This is a genomic window from Denitratisoma oestradiolicum, assembly GCF_902813185.1.
Taxonomy (GTDB): Bacteria; Pseudomonadota; Gammaproteobacteria; order Burkholderiales; family Rhodocyclaceae; genus Denitratisoma; species Denitratisoma oestradiolicum.
The window spans coordinates 3,556,084-3,581,927 of the sequence record NZ_LR778301.1; the positions used below are offsets into that span (position 1 = coordinate 3,556,084).

30 protein-coding genes, 1 tRNA gene and 1 riboswitch are annotated in these 25,844 nt (G+C 63.5%); of the genes, 25 read left to right on the plus strand and 6 right to left on the minus strand.

Annotation, left to right across the window (positions count from 1 at the left end; translation table 11 throughout):
- The first annotated feature begins 188 nt into the window (after positions 1-188).
- From DENOEST_RS16210 to DENOEST_RS16230, 5 genes are all read left to right on the plus strand, one after another.
- Complete coding sequence (locus DENOEST_RS16210) at positions 189-2,543, plus strand: TonB-dependent receptor (RefSeq protein ID WP_145769310.1); 2,355 nt, start codon at positions 189-191, stop codon at positions 2,541-2,543.
- Positions 2,544-2,642: 99 nt separating this feature from the next.
- A riboswitch (S-adenosyl-L-homocysteine riboswitch) is annotated at positions 2,643-2,718 on the plus strand.
- A 110-nt stretch (positions 2,719-2,828) separates the two neighbouring features.
- Positions 2,829-4,244: an adenosylhomocysteinase gene (gene ahcY / locus DENOEST_RS16215; protein WP_145769311.1), complete on the plus strand. Its 1,416-nt coding sequence runs from the start codon at positions 2,829-2,831 to the stop codon at positions 4,242-4,244.
- A gap of 115 nt (positions 4,245-4,359) precedes the next feature.
- Positions 4,360-5,226 carry a TlyA family RNA methyltransferase gene (locus DENOEST_RS16220; RefSeq protein WP_145769312.1) on the plus strand — a complete coding sequence of 289 codons (867 nt, stop codon included), beginning with the start codon at positions 4,360-4,362 and terminating at the stop codon, positions 5,224-5,226.
- A complete protein-coding gene (gene metF, locus DENOEST_RS16225; protein ID WP_145769313.1) occupies positions 5,213-6,043 on the plus strand; it encodes a methylenetetrahydrofolate reductase [NAD(P)H] in 831 nt (276 codons plus the stop codon). Before DENOEST_RS16220 ends, metF begins: the two co-directional genes overlap by 14 nt.
- A 66-nt stretch (positions 6,044-6,109) precedes the next feature.
- Positions 6,110-6,319 (plus strand): dodecin, encoded by a 210-nt coding sequence (locus tag DENOEST_RS16230; protein ID WP_145769314.1) that lies wholly within the window; start codon positions 6,110-6,112, stop codon positions 6,317-6,319.
- 8 nt (positions 6,320-6,327) lie between these two features.
- On the opposite strand, the gene DENOEST_RS16235 is transcribed toward DENOEST_RS16230, so the two are convergent.
- The gene (locus DENOEST_RS16235) at positions 6,328-7,233 is read right to left on the minus strand and encodes a DMT family transporter (protein ID WP_145769315.1); all 906 of its coding nucleotides are present in this window, start codon (positions 7,231-7,233) and stop codon (positions 6,328-6,330) included.
- Positions 7,234-7,241: 8 nt separating this feature from the next.
- Positions 7,242-8,738 (minus strand): helicase HerA-like domain-containing protein, encoded by a 1,497-nt coding sequence (locus DENOEST_RS16240; protein ID WP_145769316.1) that lies wholly within the window; start codon positions 8,736-8,738, stop codon positions 7,242-7,244.
- 69 nt (positions 8,739-8,807) lie between these two features.
- Here DENOEST_RS16240 and DENOEST_RS16245 point away from each other — a divergent pair, with 69 nt between their 5' ends.
- The 19 genes from DENOEST_RS16245 (at position 8,808) to queC (ending at position 23,215) form a co-directional block, all read left to right on the plus strand.
- On the plus strand, positions 8,808-9,533 hold the full coding sequence (locus DENOEST_RS16245; protein WP_145769317.1) for a YebC/PmpR family DNA-binding transcriptional regulator: 726 nt from the start codon (positions 8,808-8,810) through the stop codon (positions 9,531-9,533).
- Between the two features lie 241 nt (positions 9,534-9,774).
- Positions 9,775-10,311, plus strand: coding sequence for a crossover junction endodeoxyribonuclease RuvC (ruvC, locus tag DENOEST_RS16250; protein WP_183148275.1), 537 nt, complete (start codon positions 9,775-9,777; stop codon positions 10,309-10,311).
- On the plus strand, positions 10,308-11,567 hold the full coding sequence (locus tag DENOEST_RS16255; RefSeq protein WP_145769318.1) for a glycosyltransferase: 1,260 nt from the start codon (positions 10,308-10,310) through the stop codon (positions 11,565-11,567). The genes ruvC and DENOEST_RS16255 overlap by 4 nt, the downstream gene beginning before the upstream one ends.
- Positions 11,557-12,516 carry a prenyltransferase gene (locus tag DENOEST_RS16260; RefSeq protein WP_145769319.1) on the plus strand — a complete coding sequence of 320 codons (960 nt, stop codon included), beginning with the start codon at positions 11,557-11,559 and terminating at the stop codon, positions 12,514-12,516. Before DENOEST_RS16255 ends, DENOEST_RS16260 begins: the two co-directional genes overlap by 11 nt.
- Positions 12,513-13,103, plus strand: coding sequence for a Holliday junction branch migration protein RuvA (gene ruvA / locus DENOEST_RS16265; RefSeq protein ID WP_145769320.1), 591 nt, complete (start codon positions 12,513-12,515; stop codon positions 13,101-13,103). The genes DENOEST_RS16260 and ruvA overlap by 4 nt, the downstream gene beginning before the upstream one ends.
- 11 nt (positions 13,104-13,114) lie before the next feature.
- Positions 13,115-13,621, plus strand: coding sequence for an SRPBCC family protein (locus tag DENOEST_RS16270; protein ID WP_170228082.1), 507 nt, complete (start codon positions 13,115-13,117; stop codon positions 13,619-13,621).
- A gap of 9 nt (positions 13,622-13,630) precedes the next feature.
- Complete coding sequence (ruvB, locus tag DENOEST_RS16275) at positions 13,631-14,683, plus strand: Holliday junction branch migration DNA helicase RuvB (RefSeq protein ID WP_145769322.1); 1,053 nt, start codon at positions 13,631-13,633, stop codon at positions 14,681-14,683.
- Positions 14,684-14,713: 30 nt separating this feature from the next.
- Positions 14,714-15,178 (plus strand): GNAT family N-acetyltransferase, encoded by a 465-nt coding sequence (locus tag DENOEST_RS16280; RefSeq protein ID WP_145769323.1) that lies wholly within the window; start codon positions 14,714-14,716, stop codon positions 15,176-15,178.
- A gap of 30 nt (positions 15,179-15,208) precedes the next feature.
- Positions 15,209-16,084: a hypothetical protein gene (locus tag DENOEST_RS16285; protein WP_145769324.1), complete on the plus strand. Its 876-nt coding sequence runs from the start codon at positions 15,209-15,211 to the stop codon at positions 16,082-16,084.
- On the plus strand, positions 16,081-16,722 hold the full coding sequence (locus DENOEST_RS16290; RefSeq protein WP_145769325.1) for a glycosyltransferase family 32 protein: 642 nt from the start codon (positions 16,081-16,083) through the stop codon (positions 16,720-16,722). Before DENOEST_RS16285 ends, DENOEST_RS16290 begins: the two co-directional genes overlap by 4 nt.
- A 54-nt stretch (positions 16,723-16,776) precedes the next feature.
- A complete protein-coding gene (gene ybgC / locus DENOEST_RS16295) occupies positions 16,777-17,205 on the plus strand; it encodes a tol-pal system-associated acyl-CoA thioesterase (protein WP_145769326.1) in 429 nt (142 codons plus the stop codon).
- Positions 17,202-17,879, plus strand: coding sequence for a protein TolQ (gene tolQ / locus DENOEST_RS16300; protein ID WP_145769327.1), 678 nt, complete (start codon positions 17,202-17,204; stop codon positions 17,877-17,879). The genes ybgC and tolQ overlap by 4 nt, the downstream gene beginning before the upstream one ends.
- 4 nt (positions 17,880-17,883) lie before the next feature.
- Positions 17,884-18,297, plus strand: coding sequence for a protein TolR (tolR, locus tag DENOEST_RS16305; RefSeq protein ID WP_145769328.1), 414 nt, complete (start codon positions 17,884-17,886; stop codon positions 18,295-18,297).
- Positions 18,298-18,406: 109 nt separating this feature from the next.
- Positions 18,407-19,135 (plus strand): cell envelope integrity protein TolA, encoded by a 729-nt coding sequence (locus DENOEST_RS16310; protein ID WP_145769329.1) that lies wholly within the window; start codon positions 18,407-18,409, stop codon positions 19,133-19,135.
- 9 nt (positions 19,136-19,144) lie between these two features.
- The gene (gene tolB / locus DENOEST_RS16315; protein WP_145769330.1) at positions 19,145-20,416 is read left to right on the plus strand and encodes a Tol-Pal system beta propeller repeat protein TolB; all 1,272 of its coding nucleotides are present in this window, start codon (positions 19,145-19,147) and stop codon (positions 20,414-20,416) included.
- Positions 20,417-20,443: 27 nt separating this feature from the next.
- The gene (gene pal, locus DENOEST_RS16320) at positions 20,444-20,971 is read left to right on the plus strand and encodes a peptidoglycan-associated lipoprotein Pal (RefSeq protein WP_145769331.1); all 528 of its coding nucleotides are present in this window, start codon (positions 20,444-20,446) and stop codon (positions 20,969-20,971) included.
- Complete coding sequence (gene ybgF / locus DENOEST_RS16325; RefSeq protein ID WP_145769332.1) at positions 20,971-21,711, plus strand: tol-pal system protein YbgF; 741 nt, start codon at positions 20,971-20,973, stop codon at positions 21,709-21,711. The genes pal and ybgF overlap by 1 nt, the downstream gene beginning before the upstream one ends.
- Positions 21,711-22,367 carry a 7-carboxy-7-deazaguanine synthase QueE gene (queE, locus tag DENOEST_RS16330; protein WP_197970645.1) on the plus strand — a complete coding sequence of 219 codons (657 nt, stop codon included), beginning with the start codon at positions 21,711-21,713 and terminating at the stop codon, positions 22,365-22,367. The genes ybgF and queE overlap by 1 nt, the downstream gene beginning before the upstream one ends.
- Positions 22,368-22,540: 173 nt before the next feature.
- Positions 22,541-23,215 carry a 7-cyano-7-deazaguanine synthase QueC gene (gene queC, locus DENOEST_RS16335; protein WP_145769333.1) on the plus strand — a complete coding sequence of 225 codons (675 nt, stop codon included), beginning with the start codon at positions 22,541-22,543 and terminating at the stop codon, positions 23,213-23,215.
- Position 23,216: 1 nt separating this feature from the next.
- On the opposite strand, the gene trmB is transcribed toward queC, so the two are convergent.
- Genes trmB through thiS form a run of 4 tightly spaced genes read right to left on the minus strand, consistent with a single transcriptional unit; the run spans position 23,217 to position 25,668 of the window.
- On the minus strand, positions 23,217-23,903 hold the full coding sequence (gene trmB / locus DENOEST_RS16340; protein ID WP_145769334.1) for a tRNA (guanosine(46)-N7)-methyltransferase TrmB: 687 nt from the start codon (positions 23,901-23,903) through the stop codon (positions 23,217-23,219).
- Positions 23,900-24,673 (minus strand): hypothetical protein, encoded by a 774-nt coding sequence (locus tag DENOEST_RS16345; RefSeq protein ID WP_145769335.1) that lies wholly within the window; start codon positions 24,671-24,673, stop codon positions 23,900-23,902. Before DENOEST_RS16345 ends, trmB begins: the two co-directional genes overlap by 4 nt.
- The gene (locus DENOEST_RS16350; protein ID WP_145769336.1) at positions 24,666-25,457 is read right to left on the minus strand and encodes a thiazole synthase; all 792 of its coding nucleotides are present in this window, start codon (positions 25,455-25,457) and stop codon (positions 24,666-24,668) included. The genes DENOEST_RS16345 and DENOEST_RS16350 overlap by 8 nt, the downstream gene beginning before the upstream one ends.
- A 7-nt stretch (positions 25,458-25,464) precedes the next feature.
- Entirely contained in the window at positions 25,465-25,668 is a 204-nt protein-coding gene (gene thiS / locus DENOEST_RS16355) for a sulfur carrier protein ThiS (RefSeq protein ID WP_269475910.1), read from the minus strand.
- Positions 25,669-25,734: 66 nt separating this feature from the next.
- Here thiS and DENOEST_RS16360 point away from each other — a divergent pair.
- Positions 25,735-25,808, plus strand: a tRNA-Gly gene (locus tag DENOEST_RS16360).
- Positions 25,809-25,844: the final 36 nt, after the last annotated feature.

A 25,844-nucleotide genomic window follows, 5' to 3' on the forward strand; every position in this document is an offset into this window, starting at 1 on the left:
TTCGGAATTCAGAATCCAGGATTTACTCAATTAAATTACCCTGCTTAAGCAGCATTCTTTTCCAAGTAACGTCCCCAGGAACTACCATCCGCGCCGGCCATGGAGTTAGCTGGATTTGCTAATGAAATAACCATGTGCCAAGAGCCAGCCCCATAAGACCTTATTGTCTAACCGGTAGGAGATACCCCATGCGTAACCGCAAGAGCGCCCTCATAGTGCGCGCACTTCCCCTGATGATCGCCGCCGCCTATGCCGGCAGCGCCTTCGCAGACGAAGTCAAGCTGGAAGAAATCATCGTAACGGCTCAGAAGCGGGTCGAGCGCCTGCAGGACGTGCCCATTTCCATTTCCGCCATCGGCGGCGCCCAACTGGAGACCCGTGGCATCGAAGGCGCAGCCAATCTGAACGGTCTGGTACCCAACGTCACCATCAAGGCTGCGGCACCCGGCGGCGGCCTGATTGCAGCAGTTTCCATTCGTGGTCTGAACCAGGGCCAGCCCGCCATCTGGGCGGACCCCGCCGTGGGCATGTACATGGACGGCGTCTTCGTCGGCAAGAACCAGGGCTCCCTGTTCGACATGGCTGATCTGGAGCGCGTCGAAGTGCTGCGGGGCCCCCAGGGCACCCTGTTCGGTCGCAATACCGAAGGCGGCGCCATCAACTTCATCACCCGCAAGCCTTCCGGCCAGTTCAGCGGCAACGTGGGTCTGGAACTCGGCAACCGTGGTCGTCACGTGGAGCGTGTCTCCATCGACCTGCCCAAGGTCGGCGCCATGAGCCTGAGCTTCGCCCTGCGCAACGAAATCCAGGATGGTTGGGTGGATAACCCCAATGGCAAGGCCTGGGGCAGCAAGGATCGCCAGGGCGCCCGCCTGGCCGCCAATTTCGACATCAGCCCCAAGTTCAAGGTTGATTACGCCTATGACCGCTCGGATATCGACGAGACGCCCACCGCAGTATCCCTGCTGAGCGCCACGGGTTACAACGCCCTTTATACCCGGCTGAATGGCGCCGGCACCACTGACTCATTCTTCGGAATGATTCTTCGTCCCCAGCTCCAGGCCCGCGCATCGAGTGAATATCCCACCTCGGTCGCCTCCAATGCCGGCACCAAATACTTCCAGAAACTGGATGTGGATGGCCATATGCTGACGGCCACCTATGAGTTGAACCCCCAGAACACCCTGAAGTACATCGGCGCCTATCGCAAGATGCACTATCAGGACAGCACCGATCTGGACGGCACCCCGATCCATGTCTTCAATGCGGGCAAGGACACCAACTACAGCACCTACTCCCACGAGTTCCAGTTGATCGGCAGTGCCGAGAAGCTGAACTACGTGCTGGGTTACTACCAGTTCAAGGATGACGGCAATACCTTCACCCGGCAGAGCGGCCTGTTCTACAACTTCGGTTTCGATCCTCGCGGCGCCTACTACCAGAGCCCCTACTACCGCGTGACCACCGACGCCAAGGCGGTCTTTGCCCAGGCTGACTACAAGGTAACCGACGCCCTGACTGCCACCGTTGGCTATCGTCGCACCGTGGAAGAAAAGGGCGGCGAAATCTGGCGTGTCTACAACACATCCAGCTTTGGCATGCCTGGCCCCAATACCCCGGTGGCAACTTCCGCTGGCGCTGCCTATGGCAGCATCCAGTACATTCCCGGATTCACGCCCCAGAGCAACACCGCCAGTTTCTCCGCCACCACCCCGGTCCTGGCATTGGCCTATCGTCTGAACGAAAACGTCAATGTCTTCGGTCGCATGGCCAAGGGCTTCCGCAGCGGCGGCTTCTCCCTGGAAGCCGCTTCCGCAGCCGCAGCCATGAAGCCGTTCAACCCCGAGCGCTCCACCGCCTATGAACTGGGCGTGAAGACCAACTTCTGGAATGGCAAGGGCCAGATGAATGCGACGGTATTCCATACCGACATCACCAATTTCCACGTTTCCAAGCTCCCCGTGGGCGGCACCACCCCCGTCATCGAAAATGCCGGCAAGGTGAAGCTCCAGGGCCTGGAAGTTGAAGGCGTATTCGCCCTGGCTCCGGGCTGGAAGCTCCAGGCGGGTTATGGCTTCCTGGAAACCAAGGTGCTGGAGGCCGAGCAGTTCAACCAGTTTGGCGCGCTGATCAACGCAGCAGGCAACAGCGTCACCGGCTATGGCCCCCGTCACCAGATCAATCTGGCGCTGGACGGCCGCCTGGCCAAGACCGCCTTCGGCACCCTGCGCGGCATCGTGGATTACACCTACTCCGCCAAGTACTACAACTACTCGGGACAGAGAACCTCCCAGGGCTGGGAAGTCGCTGTCGGCAACTCCACGGAAGAGTCCCTCATGCCCGCCCTCACCACCGTCAATGCCCGCCTGCTCCTGGCTGGCATTCCCGTCGGCGGCTCGGGTGAAGCAGAAGCCTCCCTGTGGGTCCGCAATCTGACCGACCGGCAGCAGATGAACGGCCATATCGATGTCGGCGGCTTCTACCGCATCGCTGGCTGGACCGAGCCCCGTACCTACGGCGTGTCTTTCGGCTACAAGTGGTAAGCCACGGGGGCGGATTTTCGCCCCTCGGCTAGCAACACCTCGCGGGCGCCCATGGTTGATGGGCGCCCGTTTTTTTTGGCGCAGCAGGTATAATTCGCCCCCTCCGAGGAGCGCTGCGAGGGTCTGTCCGCTGACACCCCCAGGCTCGGTAAAGCAACAACGGCGCTCACTTGTCCAACCCGTGCCGGGCACGGAGGACGGGTGAGACCCGAGGATCGTCCCAGTGACAGTCCCTTTGACTCCCTCTGTTCCCTGCCCGGTCACAAGTTCAAGGAGAGAACTGCCGTGACTGCCGTGCAAGACTACGTAATCGCCGACCTGGGCCTGGCCGACTGGGGCCGCAAGGAAATCCGCATCGCGGAAACCGAGATGCCCGGCCTCATGGCCATCCGTGAGGAATTCGCCAAGAGCCAGCCCCTGAAGGGCGCCCGCATCACCGGGTCGCTGCACATGACCATCCAGACCGCGGTTCTGATCGAGACCCTGGTGGCCCTCGGCGCCCAGGTGCGCTGGGCTTCCTGCAACATTTTCTCGACCCAGGATCACGCCGCCGCCGCCATCGCCAAGGACGGCATCGCCGTCTTTGCCGTCAAGGGCGAAAGCCTCACCGATTACTGGGACTACACCCACCGCATCTTCGAGTGGCCCGATGGCGGCAATGGTGAAAAAGTCTATAGCAACATGATCCTCGATGACGGCGGCGACGCCACCCTGCTGCTGCACCTGGGTGCCCGGGCCGAGCAGGACATCTCGGTGCTGGCCAAGCCCGGCTCCGAAGAAGAGACCATTCTCTTCGCCAGCATCAAGGCCAAGCTGGCCAGCGACAAGACCTGGTATTCCACCCGCCTGGCCCAGATCAAGGGCGTCACCGAGGAAACCACCACCGGGGTCCATCGCCTGTACCAGATGCACCAGCGGGGCGAACTCAAGTTCCCCGCCATCAACGTCAACGACTCGGTCACCAAGTCCAAGTTCGACAACCTTTACGGCTGCCGCGAATCCCTGGTGGACGGCATCAAGCGCGCCACCGACGTGATGATCGCCGGCAAAATCGCCGTGGTCTGCGGCTACGGCGATGTGGGCAAAGGCTCGGCCCAGGCCCTGCGCGCCCTCTCCGCCCAGGTCTGGGTCACCGAGATCGACCCGATCTGCGCCCTCCAGGCCGCCATGGAAGGCTATCGCGTGGTCACCATGGAATACGCCGCCGACAAGGCCGACATCTATGTCACCACCACCGGCAACTTCCACGTCATCACCCATGAGCACATGGTGCAGATGAAGAACAACGCCATCGTCTGCAACATCGGCCACTTCGACAACGAAATCGATGTCGCTTCCCTGGAAAAGTACCAGTGGGAAGAAATCAAACCCCAGGTGGACCACGTCATCTTCCCTGATGGCAAGCGCATCATCCTGCTGGCCAAGGGGCGGCTGGTGAACCTCGGTTGCGGCACCGGCCATCCGTCCTATGTGATGTCCTCCAGCTTCGCCAATCAGACCATCGCCCAGATCGAGTTGTTCACCAAGACCGCCGAGTATCCGGTGGGCGTTTATACGCTGCCCAAGCATCTGGACGAAAAGGTGGCCCGCCTGCAGTTGAAGACGCTCAACGTGCAACTCACCGAGCTGACCGATCAGCAGGCAGCCTACATCGGGGTGCCCAAGCACGGTCCCTACAAGACCGACCACTACCGCTACTGAACTGTAGCAACATGCCCCCCTCCACCCTCCCCGTCCCGAGCGCAGCGAACATCTCAGTCACCTCCCGACTGGGAGGGGGGGGGCATTACCCGTCATGGACATGGAGCGAAGCACCATGTCCATGAATTCCTTCCACGCCCGGACACCGAAGCGCAAACCGCCTCAGCATGAGCGGGGGCCGGGACCGGCGGCGCTGCCGCCGCAGCCCCACGGCGACATGATCCGGGCCGACGCCTGGCTGGTGGCTCATGGTCTGGCCCCGTCCCGCACGGCGGCCCAGCGCATGATCGAGGCCGGGCGGGTTACCTGGCAGGGCAAGCAGGGCGTGGAGACCCTCAGTAAACCTTCCCACCTGTTGCCGGAAAGTGCCGAGGTAAGCGTGGCGGCGGACGACGCGGACCGCTACGTCTCCCGGGGCGGGCTGAAGCTGGCCGGAGCCCTGGCGGCCAGCGGTATCGACATGAAGGGACTCATCTGCCTGGACCTGGGCCAGAGCACGGGGGGCTTTTCCGACTGCCTGCTCCAGGCCGGGGCAGCCCGGGTGATCGGCGTGGATGTGGGTCACGACCAGTTGCATCCTCGCCTACGGTCCCATCCTCGGCTCACCAGCATCGAAGGCCTCAATGCCCGTGTCCTGGATCGGGCGTCCCTGGCGGAACACCTGCCCCCCGAAGGTTTTGATCTGATCGTGGGCGATCTGTCCTTCATCTCCCTAACCCTGGTGCTCCCCGCTTTGCCGGTGCTGCTGGCGCCCCGGGGCAACATGCTGCTACTGGTCAAGCCTCAATTCGAGGTGGGTCCGGAGCATGTCGGCAAGGGCGGTATCGTCCGCGACGCCTCTCTCTATCTGCAAGTGGAGGCCCGGCTGAAGGCCGCCGCCCAGGCTGCCGGACTGAAGGTAAGGGGCTGGTTCGACAGCCCCATCGCCGGCGGCGACGGCAATCGTGAATTCTTTTTATGGACATGCCATGAGCAAGCCTGAACTTTCCATCGAATTCTTCCCCCCCCAGACCCCCGAGGGCGCCATCAAGCTGCGGGATGCCCGGGCACGGCTGGCAGAGCTGAAACCTGCTTTCTTTTCCGTCACCTTCGGCGCAGGAGGCTCCACCCAGGAGCGAACCCTGGATGTTGTGCTGGAGATCCAGCAAGAAGGCCACCAGGCCGCGCCCCACCTCTCCTGCGTCGGTTCCACCAAGAGCAAGATCCGCGACATCCTGCACCGCTACCAGGCCGCCGGCATCCGCCGCATCGTCGCCCTGCGCGGTGACCTGCCCTCGGGCATGGCCCACCCGGGGGAACTCCGCTACGCCAACGAACTGGTGGAATTCATCCGTCAGGAGACCGGCGACTGCTTTCAGATCGAGGTGGCGGCCTATCCCGAGTGGCACCCCCAGGCCCGGAGCGCCCAGGATGACTTGAAGAACTTCAAGCGCAAGGTGGAGGCCGGCGCCAATGCCGCCATCACCCAGTTCTTCTACAACGCTGACGCCTACGAGCATTTTGTCAATGAAGTCCGCGCCCTGGGCATCACCATCCCCATCGTGCCCGGCATCATGCCCATCGGCAGTTTCAGCAAGCTCTCCCGCTTCGCCGATGCCTGCGGCGCCGAGATTCCCCGCTGGATGCGGCGCAAGTTCGAGGGCTACGGCGACGATGCAGAATCCATCCGCGCCTTTGGTCTCGACGTGGTGACGGAGCTTTGCCAGCGTCTGCTGGACCGGGGCGCCCCCGGCCTGCATTTCTATTCCCTCAACCAGTCCGAACTGACCACCGAGATCGTCCGGCGCCTGAGGATTTGAGGGGCGTCACACCATCCCTGTGCTAGAAAGAAGTGTCGTCCTTTCCAGCCCCAAGGGAGGTGTGCCATGTCGGACCATGTCTATAAAGTCATCGAGGTCACCGGATCCTCCAAGCTGGGGATCGAGGACGCCGTCAAGAACGCCATCGCCCGGGCCGACAAGACCCTGCACAATCTGCGCTGGTTCGAGGTGACGGAGACCCGGGGCTGGATCGAGAACGGCCACATCGGCCACTGGCAGGTGAGCCTGAAGGTGGGACTGCTGCTCGACGAGTAGGCGCCGTTTCAACCAGGCCGGCTGACCCGCAGGATGCCCGCTACCACCAGGGCGGCGCCGGCCAGCTGCCAGAGCGAAATGCTTTCTCCCAGCACCCACCAGCCCATACCAATGGTCAGCAAGGGCCCCAGGGTGCCGATCAGGGCCGCCCGACCGCTGCCGATGCGACGGATCGCCGCCGACTGGGCGAACACCGGGAATACCGTGGATAACAGGGCCATCGCCAGGGCGTAGCCATAGACCGGCAGGGGCTGAACCAGGGCAGAGACGGGCTGGGCGATGAAAAAATGCACCAGGGTCGCCAGGCCCGACACCGCCAGGGCCAAAGCGGTAAACCGACTGGCCCCCAGGAGCGGTATCAGCCGCCCGCTGCCGGACAGATAAAGGGCATAGCTGATGGAAGACAGCATCACGAAGCCTGCTCCCACCCAGACCGCGGCCTGATCGGTGCTGGCCTGCAGATCATGGGCAAAGGCGGCGCCTATGCCCAGATAGCACAGTACCAGGGCGCCGATCTCGCGCCGCCCCACGGCCTGACCGAAAAAGACTGCGCCGATCAGCAGGGTCAGGGTCGGATAGGTGAACAGGATCAAGCGTTCCAGACCCGCCGAGATGTAGCGCAGACCGATGAAGTCAAAAATACTGGCGCAGTAGTACCCCAGCAGGCCCATGACCAGCACCCCCAGCCACTGCCGTGCGTTCAGGGATGCCGAGTTGCGACTCTCCCGCAGGGCAACGAACAGGAAGAAGGGCAGGGCGAAACCCATACGCAGGGCCAGCAGGGTGATCGGCGCCACCGGCTGGGCCTGGGGCTCGGCATAGGCCAGCTTGACCAGAATCGCCTTCATGGAAAAGCCGAAGGCCGCCAGCACGGCCAGCCAGACGCCGGCCCGGTAGGACTTGCTGGTCACCATTGCCCCGTTCAGCGGCGCCGGCCGCCCAGGATGGAACCCAGCACGCCGCGAATGATTTCCCGCCCCACCTGGGAGCCGATGGCCCGGGCGGCACTCTTGGCGGCCGACTCCAGAATCGACTCGCCCCGGCCGCTATGGCCGCCCCCGCCCAGCAGATCGCCCAGCATGCCGCCCAGGCCACCGGAGGAAGAACTCGACGCAGCAGGCGGGGAGGAGGGGCCACTCGACTGGGCCGATCCCTTCAGCCGCTCGTAGGCCGACTCCCGATCCTGGGTCTGTTCATAGTGGCCGTAGAGCAAGGAGCCCTTGATCAGGGTATCCCTCTCCACTGCGCTCAGCGGCCCAATGCGGGAAGCCGGCGGCAGCACCCATGCCCGCTCCACCACGGTGGGCGTGCCCCGGGCGTCGAGGAAGGACACCAGGGCCTCCCCCACCCCCAGTTCGGTGATGGCGGCGGCCGCATCAAAAGCCGGATTGGCCCGCAGGGTTTCGGCGGCCGCCTTCACCGCCTTCTGGTCCCGGGGAGTAAAGGCCCGCAGGGCATGCTGGACCCGGTTGCCCAACTGCCCCAGCACCGCATCCGGCACATCCAGGGGATTCTGGGTGACGAAATAGACCCCCACTCCCTTGGAGCGGATCAGGCGCACCACCTGCTCCACCTTTTCCAGCAGGGCGGCAGGCGCCTCATTGAACAGCAGATGAGCCTCGTCGAAAAAGAACACCAGCTTGGGCTTTTCCAGGTCCCCCGCCTCCGGCAATTGCTCGAACAGTTCGGCCAGCAGCCAGAGCAGGAAGGTGGAATAAAGCCGGGGGGCATTCATCAACTGCTCGCCCGCCAGGATGTTGATCACCCCCCGTCCGTCCCCATCGGTTTGCATCAGGTCGGCGATATCCAGCATGGGTTCGCCGAAGAACTTCCCGCCTCCCTGCTCCTCCAGTCCCAGCAGCCCCCGCTGGATGGCGCCGATGGAGGCAGCGGAAACATTGCCGTATTCGGTCTTGAACTCGGCCGCATGCTCGCCCACGTACTGCACCATGGCCCGCAGATCCTTCAGGTCCAGCAATAACAGGCCCTGGTCGTCGGCGATGCGGAACACCAGTTGCAGCACACCGGCCTGAGTATCGTTGAGATTCAGCAGCCGCCCCAACAGCAAGGGCCCCATGTCGGAAACCGTGGCCCGCACCGGATGGCCCGTCGTACCATGAATATCCCAGAACACCACCGAATTGGCCCGGGCTTGCCAGTCCGTCACGCCGAGCTGCTCCAGCCGCGCCTTCAGTTTGTCGCTGGCCAAGCCGACAGCCCCCAGCCCCGACAGGTCGCCTTTCACGTCGGCCATGAACACCGGCACCCCGGCCGCCGAGAGCTGTTCGGCCAGGCGTTGCAGCGTGACGGTCTTGCCCGTGCCGGTGGCGCCGGTGATCAGGCCATGACGATTGGCCAGGGCGGGCAGCAGGGAGAGTTCGACATTGCCACAACGGGCAACAGGCAGGGGAGCGGTCATGGCGGTAGCGGGCCCGTGTAAAATCCGCTCCGATTCTAGCAACGCCCACTCACAAGCAAAGGACTCACCATGGCCGGACATAGTAAATGGGCCAATATCCAGCACCGCAAGGGCCGTCAGGATGCCAAGCGGGGCAAGGTCTTCACCAAGCTGATCAAGGAAATCACCGTCGCGGCCAAGATGGGCGGGGGCGATGTAAATGCCAACCCGCGCCTGCGCCTGGCCATCGACAAGGCCAAGGCCCAGAGCCTGCCGAAGGACAACATCGAAAACGCCATCAAGCGGGGCACCGGCCAGCTCGAAGGCGTCTCGTATGAGGAAATTCGCTACGAGGGCTATGGCATCAACGGCGCCGCCGTGATGGTCGACTGCCTCACCGACAACAAGGTGCGTACCGTGGCCGAAGTGCGCCACGCCTTCGCCAAGCACGGCGGCAACATGGGTACCGACGGCAGCGTCGCCTTCCTGTTCACCCACTGTGGCCAGATGCTGTTCGCACCGGGCACCGACGAAACCACGCTGATGGATGCCGCCATCGAGGCCGGCGCCGACGACGTGGTGACCAACGAGGATGGCTCGATCGAGGTAATCACCCCGCCCCACGACTTCAGCACGGTCAAGGATGCGCTGGAGAAGGCCGGCTTCACGCCCGAGTTCGGCGAAGTAACAATGAAAGCGCAGAACGAAACCGAGTTCAGCGGCGAAGATGCACTCAAGATGCAGAAGCTGCTCGACGCGCTGGAATCCCTCGACGATGTGCAGGAGGTCTACACCACGGCGGTGATCGACGAGTGAGAATGCTCTCCCCCCTTCTCCCCCCTCCGGGGGGTTCGAGTCGGCTCGCTACGCTCGAATGTTTGGGGGCACTCCGTAGCAACACCGAGGGCTTGCGGCTGGCGCCGCGTGCCGCTTTTCCTTGTCCCGCAGGGATTTCCTTCGGTCAGGGCGGCCCGGCGGAAAAGCTGGTTTTTCACGCCGGAGCGCTCTTCCCCTTCGCCCCCCTCCGGGGGATGCGGATCGGCTGACCTGAGCGTCGATGAGCGGAACGGCGCTGCGTATCCTCGGCATCGACCCCGGACTCCGTGTCACGGGGTTCGGCGTCATCGACAAGGTGGGCAACAAGCTGGGCTATGTCAGCAGCGGCTGCATCCGCACCGACGACAAGACCAGCCTGCCAGAGCGGATCCGAACCATCCTCGACGGCCTGGCCGAGGTAATCGCCGCTCACCGGCCCCATGAGGCGGCGGTGGAAATTGTCTTCGTCAACGTCAATCCCCAGTCCACCCTGCTGCTGGGCCAGGCTCGGGGGGCGGCCATCGCCGCCCTGGTCACGGCTGACCTGCAAGTGGCCGAGTACACCGCCCTTCAGGTCAAGCAGGCCGTGGTGGGCCACGGCAAGGCCGCCAAGGAACAGGTGCAGCAGATGGTGCGGCGCCTGCTCTCCCTGCCCGGCGACCCCTCCCCCGACGCAGCCGACGCCCTGGCCTGCGCCATTTGCCACGCCCACGGTGGCCAGGGCCTGGGTGCCCTGTCCACCCGGGGCTATCGGGTCCGCAACGGGCGACTGGTATGAGTCGGCGGCAACCGGCCCGGACGCCTCGGAACACCGGATCGGCCAAGGGCGCCAAGCTTTTTTATGCCTGGGAGTTTGGGGCTGGCTTGGGCCACATCGGCCCCTTCCTGCCCCTGGCCCGAGCCCTGCGGGAGCGGGGCCACCAGGTCCATTGGGCCATCACCCAGACCGGCCCGGGCGCTCAGGTACTGGATACCGAAGGCTTCACCTGGCTCCAGGCACCCAACCTGCCCGAGCGGGTCCGGCCGGGGCCGCCCCTGAGCTACGCCGACATCCTGCTGCGCTATGGCTACGGGAACCAGAACGATCTGCTGGGACTGGTGGTGGCCTGGCGGGAATTGATGCGTCTCACAGGCACCCAACTGGTGCTGGCGGACCACGCCCCCACGGCAGTGCTGGCGGCTCGATCCCTGGGCTTGCCGGTGATGCTGTTTTCCAACGGTTTCACGGTTCCTCCCCGGCTGCATCCGTTGCCTGCCCTGCGCCCCTGGCAGCCGGTACCGGAGGAGCAGTTGCTGGCCCTGGAAAAAGAGGCCCTGGATACGGTAAATGCCATTCAGGCCCACTTCGATCAGCCATCCTTCTCAGCCCTGTGGCAGATATTCGACGTGGCGGAAGAGGCTCTGCTCACCTATCCGGAACTGGACCATTACGAATGCCGGGGCGATGCCTACTACTGGGGGTGCCTGCCCAACGCCGCCATCGGGGTGCCGCCCCCCTGGCCACCCCAGACCGGCCCCCGTCTGTTCGCCTACCTGAGGCCCGAGATGCCCCATGCCGAGGCAGTGCTTTCGGCTCTACACAGCCTGGGACTGCCAACAGTGATCTATTTCCCAGGCTTGTCGACCGCAGCCCGACAACGGTTCGATGCACCCCACCTGGCCTTCGCTGATAGTCCTGTGGACTTGCACCGGGCTGCCGCCGAGGCGGATGTCGCCATTACCTATTCCAGCCTGGCCACGGCCACGGGTTTCCTGCTGGCCGGCAAGCCCCTGCTGCTGCTGCCCTTTCACCTGGAGCAGTTTCTGCTGGCACGCCGCATCGCAGACCTGGGTGCGGCCCTGCTGGTCAACCCGGAGCAAACCGTGGGAGACCTGGGACCCGCCATCCTCACGCTCTTGAACGAACCCGGCCATGCCGCCCAGGCCCGGGCCTTCGCCACCCGTTATGCGGCCTTCTCCCAGGAACAGGTAGCGCATAACCTGGTGCGCCGCATCGAGAGTCTGGTCACGGGAAGCCCTGCCCATGAGCAATGAATTAGCCGACCCGGTGGAGCCCACGGTAGCCCTGCGGCAGGTGCCCCTGCAATGCTATTTCCTTGCCACCCGACCGGCCTTTCTGAGCGTCACCCTGGTCGCCGTGCTCATCGGTCTCGCCAGTGCCTTTCACGACCTGGGACGACTGGCGTCGATGACGGCCCTCGCCACCCTGATCCTTGCCCTGATGGCCCACGCCGCCGCCAATGTACTCAACGATTTCCATGATGCCGATAACGATGACGGCAACCATGAACGCCTGTTCCCCTACACCGGGGGCAGCCGCTTCATTCAGAACGGGGTACTCAGCCGGGCCACCACCGGCCGCTTCGGCCACGGCCTGCTGGCAGCGGTGGTGCCCGCCGGCCTGGGGCTAGTCTGGCAGTCCGGGCCGGGGCTGTTGATCATCGGCCTGACCGGCCTCGTCGTGGGCTGGGCCTATTCGGCGCCGCCCCTGAAACTGGCCAGCCGGGGCCTGGGGGAACTGGCGGTGACCGCCGGCTGGCTGTTGGTGGTGGTCGGCACGGATTACGTGCAACGGAGTGGGTTCGCATCCCTCCCCCTGGTGGCCGGGCTGGGCTATGCCCTGCTGGTAGCCAACCTGCTCTACATCAACCAGTTTCCCGACCGCCTGGCCGACGCACGGGCCGGCAAGCGCACCCTGGTGGTTCGCCTCGGCCCGACTCGAGCCCGTTGGGGCTACGTCGCCCTGGCCTTGCTGGCCAACCTGTCCCTGCTGCTGGGTTTTATCCTGGGCATGCTGCCGGCGATGGCCCTGTTGGCGCTGCTGGCCGTGCCCCTGTCCTGGCGCGCCGGGTGCCGCCTGTGGTCCAATGGAGAGCATCCCGAACCCCTGGCACCCGCCATCAAACTGACCATCGCCGCCGCCCATGTCCATGGCCTGCTGCTGGCACTCTCCTTGTTGTTCATGAAAGGATTCTCCCTGTGATCGGTCGCCTTACCGGACTCCTGCTGGAAAAAAATCCGCCCCAGGTCATCGTCGATGTCGGCGGCCTGGGCTACGAGGTGGATGTACCCATGAGCACCTTCTACAACCTGCCCAACGTAGGGGAACGGGTATCCCTCCACACCCACCTGGCGATCCGGGAGGACGGTCACTTTCTCTACGGGTTCCTTAACGAAGAAGAGCGGGCCGCCTTCCGCCAGTTGCTGAAGATCTCCGGCATCGGCGCCCGCACCGCCCTGTCCGTGCTCTCGGGTCTTTCGGTCCAGGAACTGGCCCAGGCCGTGGTTCTCCAGGAGGCCGGCCGGTTAGTGAAGATACCTGGCATAGGCAAAAAAACCGCCGAGCGCCTGCTCCTGGAACTAAGGGACAAGCTGCCCAAGACCCTCGGCACAGGCGGTATCGCCAGTACCGCCACGGCTGTACCCGATGCCGGCAGCGATATCCTCAACGCCCTGCTGGCCCTGGGCTACAACGAGCGGGAAGCCATGGGTGCCATGAAGCAATTACCGCCGGGGACCGATGTTTCCGACGGCATACGCCAGGCCCTGAAGCTCCTGTCCAAAGCATGAGGCCCCTCCCCATGACCATCGCCCCCCTGCCCCACTTCATCGAAACCGAAGCTCTCATCGACATGCCCATCGCCCAGGCCTGGGAAAAACTGCGGGACCTGTCCATCCCCCAGTACTACGTACCCAGCCTGATCCGCACCACCTTCAACACCGAACAAAAGGAGGGAGTCGGCGCCAGCCGCAAGGTTCATATGAAGGACGACATGGTTCTGGACGAGACTGTCATCGACTGGAACGAAAACCACGGCTTCACCATCCGGCTGCACCGGGGGGACAAGCCCCTGATGCCCTTGTGCAAGGAAGCCCATTTCCTCTATCGACTGGAAGATGCCGGGGGCGGCAAGACCCGCTTCCGTCCTGCCATGGCCTTCGCCATGGGCGCCGCTCCCATCGGCGATTTGTTCTTCACGCTGCTGGTGAAAAAGGCCATGATCCGCAATCTGCAAGCCGTCGCCATCGGGATGAAGCAGTTCTATGAAACCGGCAAATCGGCCAATCCGGACTTTGTAGGCGAGTAAACTGCGCGGATGAGCATCCAGACCGACAATTTCGAAGAACGCCTGATCTCCGGCAGCCGGGAATCGCCCCAGGAGGACGCCCTGGAGCGGGCCCTGCGGCCCAAGCGCCTGGCCGACTACGTGGGCCAGCAGAAAATTCGCGACCAGTTCGAAATTTTCATCGAGGCGGCCCGGAAGCGGAACGAAGCCCTGGACCATGTGCTGCTGTTCGGCCCCCCGGGCCTGGGCAAGACCACCCTGGCCCATATCGTCGCCCACGAGATGGGGGTCAACCTGCGCCAGACCTCCGGGCCGGTGCTGGAGCGGGCTGGCGACCTGGCGGCGATCCTGACCAACCTGGAACCCAACGACGTCCTGTTCATCGACGAGATTCACCGCCTCTCCCCTGTAGTGGAGGAAATCCTCTACCCGGCCCTGGAGGATTTTCAGATCGACATCATGATCGGTGAAGGCCCCTCGGCCCGCTCGGTGAAGCTGGACCTGCCACCCTTCACCCTGGTGGGCGCCACTACCCGGGCCGGCATGCTGACCAACCCCCTGCGGGACCGCTTCGGCATCGTCGCCCGGCTGGAGTTCTATACGCCGGAGGAGTTGGCCCTGATCGTGCGACGATCCTCCCAACTGCTCAACTGCCAGATCGCCGATGACGGCTCGGTGGAAATCGCCAAACGCTCCCGGGGCACCCCCCGCATCGCCAACCGTCTGCTGCGACGGGTACGGGACTTCGCCGAAGTGAAAGCCGACGGCCACATCACCCGGGAAGTGGCCGATGCCGCCCTGACCATGCTGGACGTGGACCACCTGGGCCTGGACATCATGGACCGCAAGCTGCTCTCGGCCATGCTGGAGAAATTCGGCGGCGGACCTGTGGGCGTGGACAACCTGGCCGCCGCCATCGGCGAGGCCCGGGACACCATCGAGGACGTGCTGGAGCCCTACCTGATCCAGCAGGGTTATTTGCAACGAACCCCAAGGGGACGGGTGGCGACGGCGAGCATCTGGCGGCATTTCGGGCTGGATGCACCAGGACAACCCAATCGTGATCTATGGACTACCCCCTGACCCTCGGGGTTTGTCGATAGGGCGCCTCGGATGAGAATACACAAAATCCGACGAGCCAACGCAACCGATCTGGACGATGTTCATCGTTGGCGCAACGACCCGATGGCAAGGCCAATGTATCTGAACACGGCCGAAATTCCACGGGAAATACATCGCCAATGGTTTAGCGATTCTCTCCACAATCCGTTACGCCAAATGTATATCGGCATTGCCGATGATGGCCGAAAGATCGGTATCTGTCGCTTCGATTACCTGCCCGCCGAAACGACGGCCGAAGTGTTTCTTACCCTCAACCCAGAAATGCGGGGAATGGGTCTTTCGAGTGAATTGCTGAGGATGTCCATCGATACCCTGAGCGAACCCTTGGGGCCTGATACACGACTTTGGGCAAAAATAAGAAAACAAAACGTACCCAGTGTGCGCTGCTTCCTGGCAGCCGGTTTCCAGCAGTGCTCCCATAAGGAGGACTGGGTTTTTTTCACAAGAAGCCTTTAACGTAATGAAAAAGCATCAACGGAGCCGAGTGTGACCGTCGAGCGCAATAAGCCGATGGGTAGCCCCATGCCTCCTGTCCTGCCATTTCATGTGCTGTTTCCTCTCCCTGGCGTCATGGAATGTTCTCCATTTGCCCGCGTCATGGAAACCCTGGTATGGGGGCTGGAACAACTTGGATACGAAGCGTCCTCGTCGTTCGGCACATGGAGAAAGAATGCAACGCATATTGTGCTCTGCCCCCATTTATTGGGTTCCCAGGTGCTGGAACGTATTCCGCCAGAAACGATTCTTTACAACCTGGACCAGATCACACCGTCTTCGCCCATTCCACCCAGCAGCCTTTGGAGCTTTCGTCATTGGCGCATCTGGGATTTCAGTCCCAAAAATCAGGCGAGATGGAATTCCCTCGGTATCAATGCCACCATCGTTCCCATTGCCTGGCACCCCGGACTGGAAAGGGTTCCCAACAACCAGGAGAAGGACATCGATGTCCTGTTCTACGGCGCGCTCAATCATCACCGGGAAGCGGCACTCAACAGGATCGCGGGAACCGGTGTGCGCCTGGGTATATACAATCAGGTATTCGGCAGGGAACTGGACACGCTAATCGCCAGATCAAGGCTCGTCCTCAATATTCACTACTACCCGACAGGCCTACTTGAGACGATGCGAATTTCCTATCTGCTTGCCAACGGGAAAGCGGTCCTCTCGGAACGCTCCATTCGCTCGGAAATCCCAGATATTTATGAGAGCGCCGTGTGTTGGACGCCCTACGAAAAGCTGGCGGAAACCTGCCTGGAGCTTGTTTCCAATAGCGATTGCCTGAAAAAACTGGAAACGGCGGGAAAAAGTTCGATACGGAGTATTCCGATCGCGCCATTTATCAAACAGGCCCTGCTGACATGATTCCCAGACTCTTTCACTTCGTCTGGGTTGGCGACGAATCAAAACGTCCGGACCACTACATAGGCACATGGAACAAGCAACATCCCGGCATCCCCATAAAGATATGGGGCAATGATGCACTGCATGGGCGTCCCTGGATCAATACCGAGCACATGAGGGATTTCGCAACACGGGAACTGGCAGGCGTGGCGGACTTGATGCGATGGGAAATCCTGTTGCAGGAAGGCGGGATTGCCCTGGACGCCGACAGCATCTGCCTGGAAAGATTGCCGGACTGGTTGTTCGATTGCGAAATGTTTGCCGCATGGGAGAACGAACTTGCCCGCCCCGGACTGATAGCCACCGGCGCCATCGGCTCAATCCCGAACAACCCTTTCATCGCCCGAATCATTGAGGACCTGCGCCAGGAACCCAGCCTGGCGGGCCGCATGGCATGGCAGGCAACAGGACCTGGACGACTGTCCGAGGCCCATCGCCGATACAGTTACGGAAACCTCACGATACTCCCCAGTCATTTTTTTCTGCCCCGCCACTACACCGGCCTGGCCTACTCGGGCGGTGGTCCGGTCTATGCGGATCAGTGCTGGGACTCCACCCGTCAATTGCTCGCCACCCAGGGGAATCCAGCTCCACAATAGGCTTGGGAGAATGTCTCACAAGCCATACCGGCGCCAACCGCTAAAATCCCCGACATGCACACCCTGGCACTCCCTAAGTTCGATCATCCTGGCCTGCCAATCCGCGTCTACTACGAAGACACCGACGCCGGCGGCGTGGTCTATTACGCCAACTACCTGCGCTTCATAGAACGGGGGCGCACCGAATGGCTGCGCGCCCTGGGGTATGATCAGGGCCGGCTCGCCGCCGATCTGGGCGTGGTCTTCGCCGTGCGTTCCCTCTCGGCCGAATACCTGAAGCCGACCCGGCTCGATGACCAGTTGACCGTTTTTACCGCCATCGAGTCCCACAGCCGCGCCGCCATCGTGTTCGTCCAGCATGTGGAGCGGGATGGCGAGCGCCTGTTCGAAGCTACCGTGAAAGTGGCCTGCCTCGACAGGGAAAGCTTCAAGCCGGTGGCCATTCCACCGGCGATTCTCGAACGCATCAGGAACCCCTCATGAACATCACCCAGGACTTGTCCATCATCGAACTGATTTCCCATGCCAGCCTGGTCGTCAAGCTGGTGATGGCCTTGCTGACCTGGGTCTCCCTGATGTCCTGGTACTGGATTTTCCGCAAGTGGTTTGCCCTGCGCGACGCCCGGGCCAAGACCGAAACCTTCGAGCGGGATTTCTGGAGCGGCGGCGACCTCAACAGCCTGTTTCAGAGCGCGGTCAATGATCGCCACCATTCGGGGGGGCTGGAGCGCATCTTCGAAGCCGGCTATCGGGAATTCACCAAGCTGCGGGGGCAGAAGACCCTGGACCCCTCCGCCGTGATAGATGGCATCCGCCGCGCCATGCGGGCCACCTATCAGCGGGAACTGGACGATCTGGACGCCCACCTGTCCTTCCTTGCTTCGGTGGGCTCGGTTTCTCCCTATGTGGGCCTGTTCGGCACCGTCTGGGGCATCATGCACGCCTTCCGGGGCCTGTCCAATGTGAGTTCGGCCACCCTAGCCGCCGTCGCCCCGGGCATTGCCGAGGCCCTGGTGGCCACGGCCATCGGCCTCTTCGCCGCAATCCCCGCCGTGGTGGCCTACAACCGCTTCGCCCACGACGTGGATCGCCTGTCGGTACGCTTCGAGAGCTTCATGGAGGAGTTCTCCAACATCCTCCAGCGCCAGTTGAGGTAAACCCATGGCTCGCCGTGCCCGCAGACAGATGAACAGCATCAACGTCGTGCCCTACATCGACGTGATGCTGGTGCTGCTGGTGATCTTCATGGTCACCGCACCCATGATCCAGACCGGCAGTGTGGACCTGCCCAGCGTGGGCAAGAGCGCCCAGCCGCCGGTGGCGCCCCTGGAGGTGATCGTCCGGGCCGACCAGAGCCTGGCCCTGAAGAACCGGGCCAAGGGCGATGCCGAACTGGCCGTGAGCAGGGAGGAGCTGGCCGGACACATCCGCGCGGCCCAAGAAGCCAATCCCCAACAATCGGTGCTGATCGCCGGGGACCGCAATGTCAAATACGAGGCCGTGCTGAACGTGATGGACCAATTGCAAAAACAGCAGGTGACCAGGATCGGCCTGCTGGTGCAGCCGGGAAAATGAGCGCCCCGCTCGACCGCCCGAAGGGGCGCAAGCAACACCCCGGAGCCGCACAGCGGCGAACCGCCGTCACCCCCTCCCTCGGGGAGGGGGCTGGGGGGAGAGGCACCCAATGAGCATCCCAGCCGTCCTCGATCGCCCCGAGGAACCTGGCAAGCTGGCCTCCGGCCTGCTGGCAGCGGCCGTGCACATCCTGCTGGCAATTTTCCTGTTCTATGGGGTGCGCTGGCAGACCACGGCCCCCGACGCGGTGGAAGTGGAACTGGTGATGGCCCAGCCTCAGGTCGCGGTGGTCGAACCGGATCCCGCGCCGCAACCCGAACCTAAGGCGGAGCCCGAACCCAAGCCCATCGCCAAACCCGACATTGCCCTCAAAGACAAGGAGAAGCCCAAGCCGCCTCCACCGAAGGAAATCCCACCGCCAAACAAGATGGATGCCCTCAAGGATGTCCTGAAGCGCGAATTCGCCCAACTTACCAACCGCAAGGCCGCCGCCTCCGCCGAGCAGGATCTGGCCCAGCACAAGGCCGGATTGGCCGCAGCGGCCCGGGACAAGGGCATGCGGGACTATTTCGCACGGGTTCGCGGCAAGATCCGCGGCAACATCGTGCTGCCCCCAGGCGTCCAGGGCAATCCGGAAGCCCTGTTTCTGGTAACCCAGTTGCCCAGCGGTGAAGTGCTCTCGGTCAGACTGAAAAACTCTTCCGGCAACCCTGCTCTGGATGCCGCCATCGAACGGGCAATCCTCAAGTCCAGCCCCCTGCCCAGGCCGGACAGCAATGAACTATTTTCCCGGGACCTGGAACTCCGCTTCCGGCCCCTGGAAGACCAGCCGCTATAATTCCCCGCCATGAAACTCCTACGCTTTTTCGTCGCCGCCCTGGCCGGGCTGGCATTCCAGGCCCAGGCCCAGCTTTCCATCGAGATCACCGGTGCCGGTGCCAACCGCATTCCCCTGGCCATTGCCGCCTTCGACGGCGAACGCATCGTTTCCCAGGCCCTGGTTTCCGTGGTGCGCGCCGACCTGGAGCGCAGCGGCCTGTTCCGCCTGATTGATCCGGGCGCCGCGCCCCTGGGTAGCAACACCCCGGTGCGTTATGGCGACTGGCGCGGCCTGGGCGCCGATGCCCTGGTGGTGGGCACCGTTGCCGCCACAGACGAGGGACGCTACGAAACCCGCTTCCGCCTCCACGACATTCCCAAGCAGGCCGCCCTGGCCGATGAGGCTTACAGCCACACGGCCACGCCCTACCAGCTCCGTGCCACCGCCCATCGCATCGCCGATGCCATTTACGAAAAGCTGACCGGCGAACGGGGCGTCTTCGCTACCCGGGTCGCCTATGTGGTCAAGACCACCGGGCGCTACGCCTTGCAGATCGCCGACGCCGACGGCGCCAATCCCCAGGCGGCCCTGGCCTCCCGGGAGCCCATCATTTCGCCCAGTTGGTCGCCCGACGGCAGCAAGCTGGCCTATGTATCCTTCGAATCCAAGAAGCCCGTGGTCTATGTCCACGATCTGGCCACCGGCCGCCGCCACGTGGCGGCCAATTTCAAGGGCTCCAACTCGGCACCGGCCTGGTCACCGGACGGCAAGCGCCTGGCCGTGGTGCTGACCAAGGACGGCAATTCCCAGCTTTACGCTGTGAATAGTGACGGCAGCGGCGTCGCCCGACTTGCCACCTCTTCTGGCATCGACACCGAACCCCAGTACTCCCCTGATGGAGACTGGATCTATTTCACCTCCGACAGGGGCGGCAGCCCTCAGATCTATCGCATCCCCGCCAATGGCGGTCAGGCTGAGCGGGTGACCTTCGAAGGCAGCTACAACGTTACGCCGCGCCTCTCGCCCAATGGCAAGAGCATGGCCTACATTTCCCGGGAATCGGGACGATTCCAGGTCACCCTGATGGATCTGGCCACCCGCCAGACCCAGATCCTCACCGACTCCACCAAGGATGAGTCACCCAGCTTCGCCCCCAATGGACGCATGATCATCTATGCTACCGAGGTCGGGGGGCGGGGCGTCCTGGCGGCGGTATCCGCCGACGGGCGGGTGAAGCAGAAACTTTCCGTCCAGGCCGCCGATATCCGGGAACCGTCCTGGGGCCCCCTCGCAAAATAACCACCACCGTTCATTAAGGAGACCGTAATGCGTAACGCCCTTGTCCTCGCCGCCCTCGCCGCCAGCCTGCTGGCTGCCTGCAGCAGCCAGCCCCCCGCCCCCGAACAGAAGCCCGCTCCTGTAGCAGCCCCCCAGCCAGCAGCCCAGCCCATGCCGGTCACTCAGGACGACCCCAACGCCCTCACCATCGCCAACCTGAAGAATCCCAAGAGCATTCTGTCCAAGCGGGAAGTGTTCTTTGACTATGACCAGTACGTGGTGAAACCGGAATTCAAGGCCCTGATCGAAGCCCATGCCCGCTTCCTTGCCGCCAATCCGACGATGAAAATGTTGATCCAGGGCAACGCCGACGAGCGTGGCAGCCGCGAGTACAACCTGGCCCTGGGCCAGAAGCGGGCGGAAGCCGTGAAGAAGGCACTGCTGCTGCTGGGCGGTCGCGAGGACCAGGTGGAAGCGGTGAGCCTGGGCGAAGAGAAGCCCCGTTGCACCAGCCATGATGAAGACTGCTGGTATCAGAACCGCCGCGACGACATCCTCTATTCCGGGGAGTACTGATGCGGCGCGCAGGACTTGCCCTCCTGCTCCTGGCCTGCGCCCTGCCGGCGCGGGCCGGGCTGTTTGACGACGACGAGGCGCGCGCCCGCATCGGCAAGCTCCAGGGCGAGGTGTCCGAGCTGACACAACGGCAGGAGACCACCGGCAAAAACCAGGTGGACTTCGCCAATCAGGTGGAAACCCTGAACGCCGAACTGGCCAGGCTACGGGGACAGATCGAGGTATTGACCTACGAACTGGACGCAGCCCAGAAACGGCAGAAGGATTTTTACGTCGACCTGGACAACCGCCTGCGGGCCCTGGAAACCAGCGCCGCGGCTTCTGCGGCTGCCACCGAGGGCACTACTACGCCAGTGGCGGCAGACCCGGCAGCGGAAACTGACAACTACGAAAGCGCCCTGAAAGCCCTGAAGGCATCCCGCTTCAAGGAAGCCCTGGCCGCCTTCAGCGCCTTCATCAAGGCCTACCCGGAGAGCAACCTCCAGCCCAGCGCCCATTTCTGGGCCGGCTACTGTCTCAACCAACTGCGGGAACCCGCCAAGGCCGCCGACATGTTTGGTCGCCTGGCCGCCCAATGGCCGGATGATCCCAAGGCGCCGGAGGCCTTGCTGGCGCAGGCCAACAGCCTGGAAGACGCCGGCCAGCGAGCCGCCGCCCGCAAGGTGCTGACCACCCTGGCGGCGAAATACCCGGCCAGCGAGTCCGGCAAAAAAGCCAAGCAGCAATTGAAGAAAAAGTAGTGGCAGCAGATCTTTCCGCCAAGCTGCGGATCACCGAGATATTCCATTCGATCCAGGGCGAGTCCACCCGCGTGGGCCTGCCCAGCATCTTCGTCCGGCTCACCGGCTGCCCCCTGCGATGCGACTGGTGCGATACCGACTATGCCTTCAGCGGCGGCGAAACCATGACCGTCGGCACGGTACTGGAAAAGGTGGCAGCCCTGGGCTGCCCCACGGTCTGCGTCACCGGCGGCGAGCCCCTGGCCCAGAAGGGCTGTCTGGAACTGCTGAAGGCCCTCTGCGACGCGGGCTATTCGGTTTCCCTGGAAACCAGCGGCGCCCTGGACATCACCCCGGTGGATGACCGGGTTTCCCGTGTCATGGACCTCAAGGCGCCGGGCTCCGGCGAGGAGGCCAGCAACCGTTGGGACAACCTGGCTCGCCTGACCCCCCGGGACGAACTGAAACTGGTGCTGTCCTCCCGGGAGGATTACGACTGGGCCGTTCGTCAATTGCGCGAGCATCGCCTGGCAGAGCGCTGCCCGATACTGTTCTCGCCGGTCCAGGGCCAACTGGCGCCTGAGCAGCTGGCCCAGTGGATACTGGAAGACCGGCTGCCGGTGCGCTTCCAGTTGCAGTTGCACAAGATACTCTGGCAAGACTCCAAGGGCCGCTGACACATGAAGGCTCGCCCCCCTTCGCCCCCCTCCGGGGGATTCGATACGGCTCGCTACGCTCGAAGTTACAGGGAACGCTGTAGCAGCATCGATAGGTTGCGGCTGGCGCCGCGTGCCGCTTTTCCTTGGGGCAGCCCGGCGGAAAAGCTTCATTTTCACGTCAAGGCATCCCCATGAAACCTGCCGTCATACTGCTGTCAGGAGGTCTCGATTCCGCCACGGTGCTGGCCATGGCGCGAGAGCAAGGCTTCGCCTGTCATTGCCTGTCGGTGGATTACGGCCAGCGCCACAGCACCGAACTGGCGGCCGCCCGGCGCGTGGCCGCCGCCCAGGGCGCCCGGGAGTTCCGGGTGCTGCATCTGGACATGAACCAGTTCGGCGGCTCGGCCCTGACGGACATGGGTCTCACGGTGCCCACGGGCGGCGTCGCGACCTCGGGCATCCCGATCACCTATGTGCCGGCCCGCAATACCATCATGCTGGCCCTGGCCATGGGCTGGGCCGAAGTGCTGGGGGCCGACGACCTGTTCGTCGGCGTCAATGCGGTGGATTACTCGGGCTATCCGGACTGCCGGCCAGAATTCATCCGGGCCTTCGAGACCATGGCCAACCTGGCCACCCGGGCCGGCGTGGAAGGCCATCGCCTGCACATTCATGCCCCCCTGATCGACATGACCAAGGCCCAGATCATCGAGACCGGCCATCGCCTGGGGGTGGACTATGGCCTCACCATCTCCTGCTATCAGGCCGACGACCAAGGCCGGGCCTGCGGACTGTGCGATTCCTGCCGGCTGCGCCGGGCCGGGTTCGAAGCCGCCGGTGTGGCTGACCCGACCCCCTATCGCTGAATCAGCGGCGCCGGAATACCACGTCCCAAACGCCGTGCCCCAGGCGCAGGCCCCGCTGCTCGAACTTGGTCAGGGGCCGGTATTCGGGACGGGGCGCAAAACCCGGCGCGGTGTTTTCCAGCAGCGCCTCGCCGGACAGCACTTCCAGCATCTGCTGGGCATACTCTTCCCAATCGGTGGCGCAGTGGAAATAGCCTCCCGGTGCCAGGCGCTGGCTCAATAAATGGACGAAGGCCGGCTGGATCAGGCGCCGCTTGTGATGGCGCTTTTTGGGCCAGGGATCGGGAAAGAACACATGAATGCCGGCCAGGGCGCCGGGAGCGATCATGTGGCTGACCACCTCCACCGCATCGTGCTGGATCAGGCGCACGTTGCCCAGTTCTCCCTGGGCAATCTGCTTCAATAGCGCACCCACGCCAGGGGTATGGACCTCGATCCCCAGATAGTCGTTTTCCGGATGGGCGGCGGCGATGGTGGCCGTGGTCTCCCCCATGCCGAAACCGATCTCCAGTATTTTCGGTGCTTCCCGGCCGAAGGTCGCCGCCAGGTCAATTGGGTGAGGTGCGTAGGGAATGCTCCAGCGGGGCATGCCCTCATCGTAGTGACGCTGCTGGGCGACGGAAACCCGTCCCTGGCGCAGCACGAAGCTGCGAATGTGCCCCGCGGGGGGGGAATCCTGTGTACTCATGGTAGGGCCTTGAACGCTTGATCGGGATGGGCTTCGGGTGTTGCCAGCCAGGCTTCCAGGCCGGCACACTCCTTGGCCAGGGTGGAACGCTCCACCGCCTTGCGGACCCCCTGCAACCAGTCCTCCAGGGGACGGTCCAGCCCGGCCTCCCGCCAGCGGGGTTCCACGGCGGTCCGGGCTTCGGTCAGGCCGGCCAGATGCTCGGCCTGCCACTGTTGCAGAGCCTGATCCAGGGACCGGGCGGCAGCGCCATCCAGCCTGCGGCGGCAATAGGCGACCCGGCCCTCGGTGCCGGCGGCAGTGCTGAGGCGGGTCAGCAGGACTTGCAGACGGAACTGGCCGGCCAGGTCATAACGGGGCTTGGCGAGGGCCTCGGGCAGGGTGGCGCAGGCAGCCCCCAGCTCCGGTTTTCCCAGGGTTGCATCCAGGGTTTGCTTCAGACCCAGGGCCTGGGCCAGTTGGCTGTCCGTAGCCTCGGCGGCGAAACGGCCGAAATAATAGCGGCCCAGGTCATTGCGGGCGGCAGCGATGGCCTCGCCCTGGGCGTCGCGCCAGCGCCGATAGGCGGCACCCACCGCCTCGTCCCGGTCACAGGCCCCTGCCAGCAGACTCACTCCATGGTAGAGGCCGAACAGGCGCTGTTGCAGCAGGATGCGGGGCTTGTCGAAGGCGTAGCCGCCGCGCCCCGGGAACTTGGGCAGGACCGTAATGCCCTCCGCCGCCGCCAGGGAAGTCGCCAGCAACAGGGCCAGCGCCAGGAATTTACGCACGGGGGCTGATCAGCCCTTCGGTCGGGGAACTGGGAGAAGCCGAATAATGCTTGCGCGGCATGCGGCCCGCCAGGAAGGCCTCGCGCCCCGCCTCCACCGCCTTTTTCATAGCGCAGGCCATCAGCACCGGGTTCCGGGCATGGGCGATGGCGGTATTCATCAGCACGCCGTCACAACCCAGTTCCATGGCTACAGCGGCATCCGAAGCCGTGCCCACGCCGGCATCCACCAGCACCGGCACCCGGCTCTGATCAATGATCAGGCGAAGATTCCAGGGATTGAGGATACCCATGCCGGAACCGATCAGGGAAGCCAGGGGCATGATGGCGACGCAGCCGATATCTTCCAGCAACTTGGCCTGGATGGGATCGTCGGAGCAATAGACCATCACCTTGAAGCCATCCTTGACCAGGGTTTCCGCCGCCTTCAGGGTCTCAGGCATGTGGGGGAAAAGGGTATTGGGATCTCCCAACACTTCCAGTTTGACCAGATCGTGTCCATCCATGAGTTCCCGGGCCAGGCGCAGGGTGCGTACCGCGTCGTCGGCCGTATAGCAGCCGGCGGTATTGGGCAGGTAGGTGAATTCACGGGGCGGCAGGGCATCCAGCAGGGAAGGCTGGCCCGGCTCCTGGCCGATGTTGGTGCGGCGGATGGCCACGGTGACGATCTGGGCGCCGGAAGCCACCACCGCCTCCCGGGTCTGGGCGAAATCCTGGTACTTGCCGGTCCCCACCAGCAAACGGGAACGATAGGCCTGGCCTGCGATAACAAGGGAGTCAGTCATGATTCTCTCAGCCGCCGCCAACGGCGGTCACAATTTCAACAACATCCCCGGATGCCAGCCGGGTCTCGCCATGGAGGCTCTTGGGCACAATCTCACCGTTCCGTTCGACAGCGACGCGCTTGCCCACCAGATTCATGCTGGCCAGCAGATCGGAGAGGGTAGCGACGGTGGCCAGCTCGCGAGCTTCGCCGTTCAGGGTGATGGTCATCATCGGGCCGGATTTTATCACGGGGGGAATTGCCAGCCCGTCCCCGCCGGCCTACAATCCCGACCTCTCGCGGGCGTCGTATAACGGCATTACCCCAGCTTCCCAAGCTGATGACGAGGGTTCGACTCCCTTCGCCCGCTCCAAACAAGGAAAAGCCCAACGACTATCGTTGGGCTTTT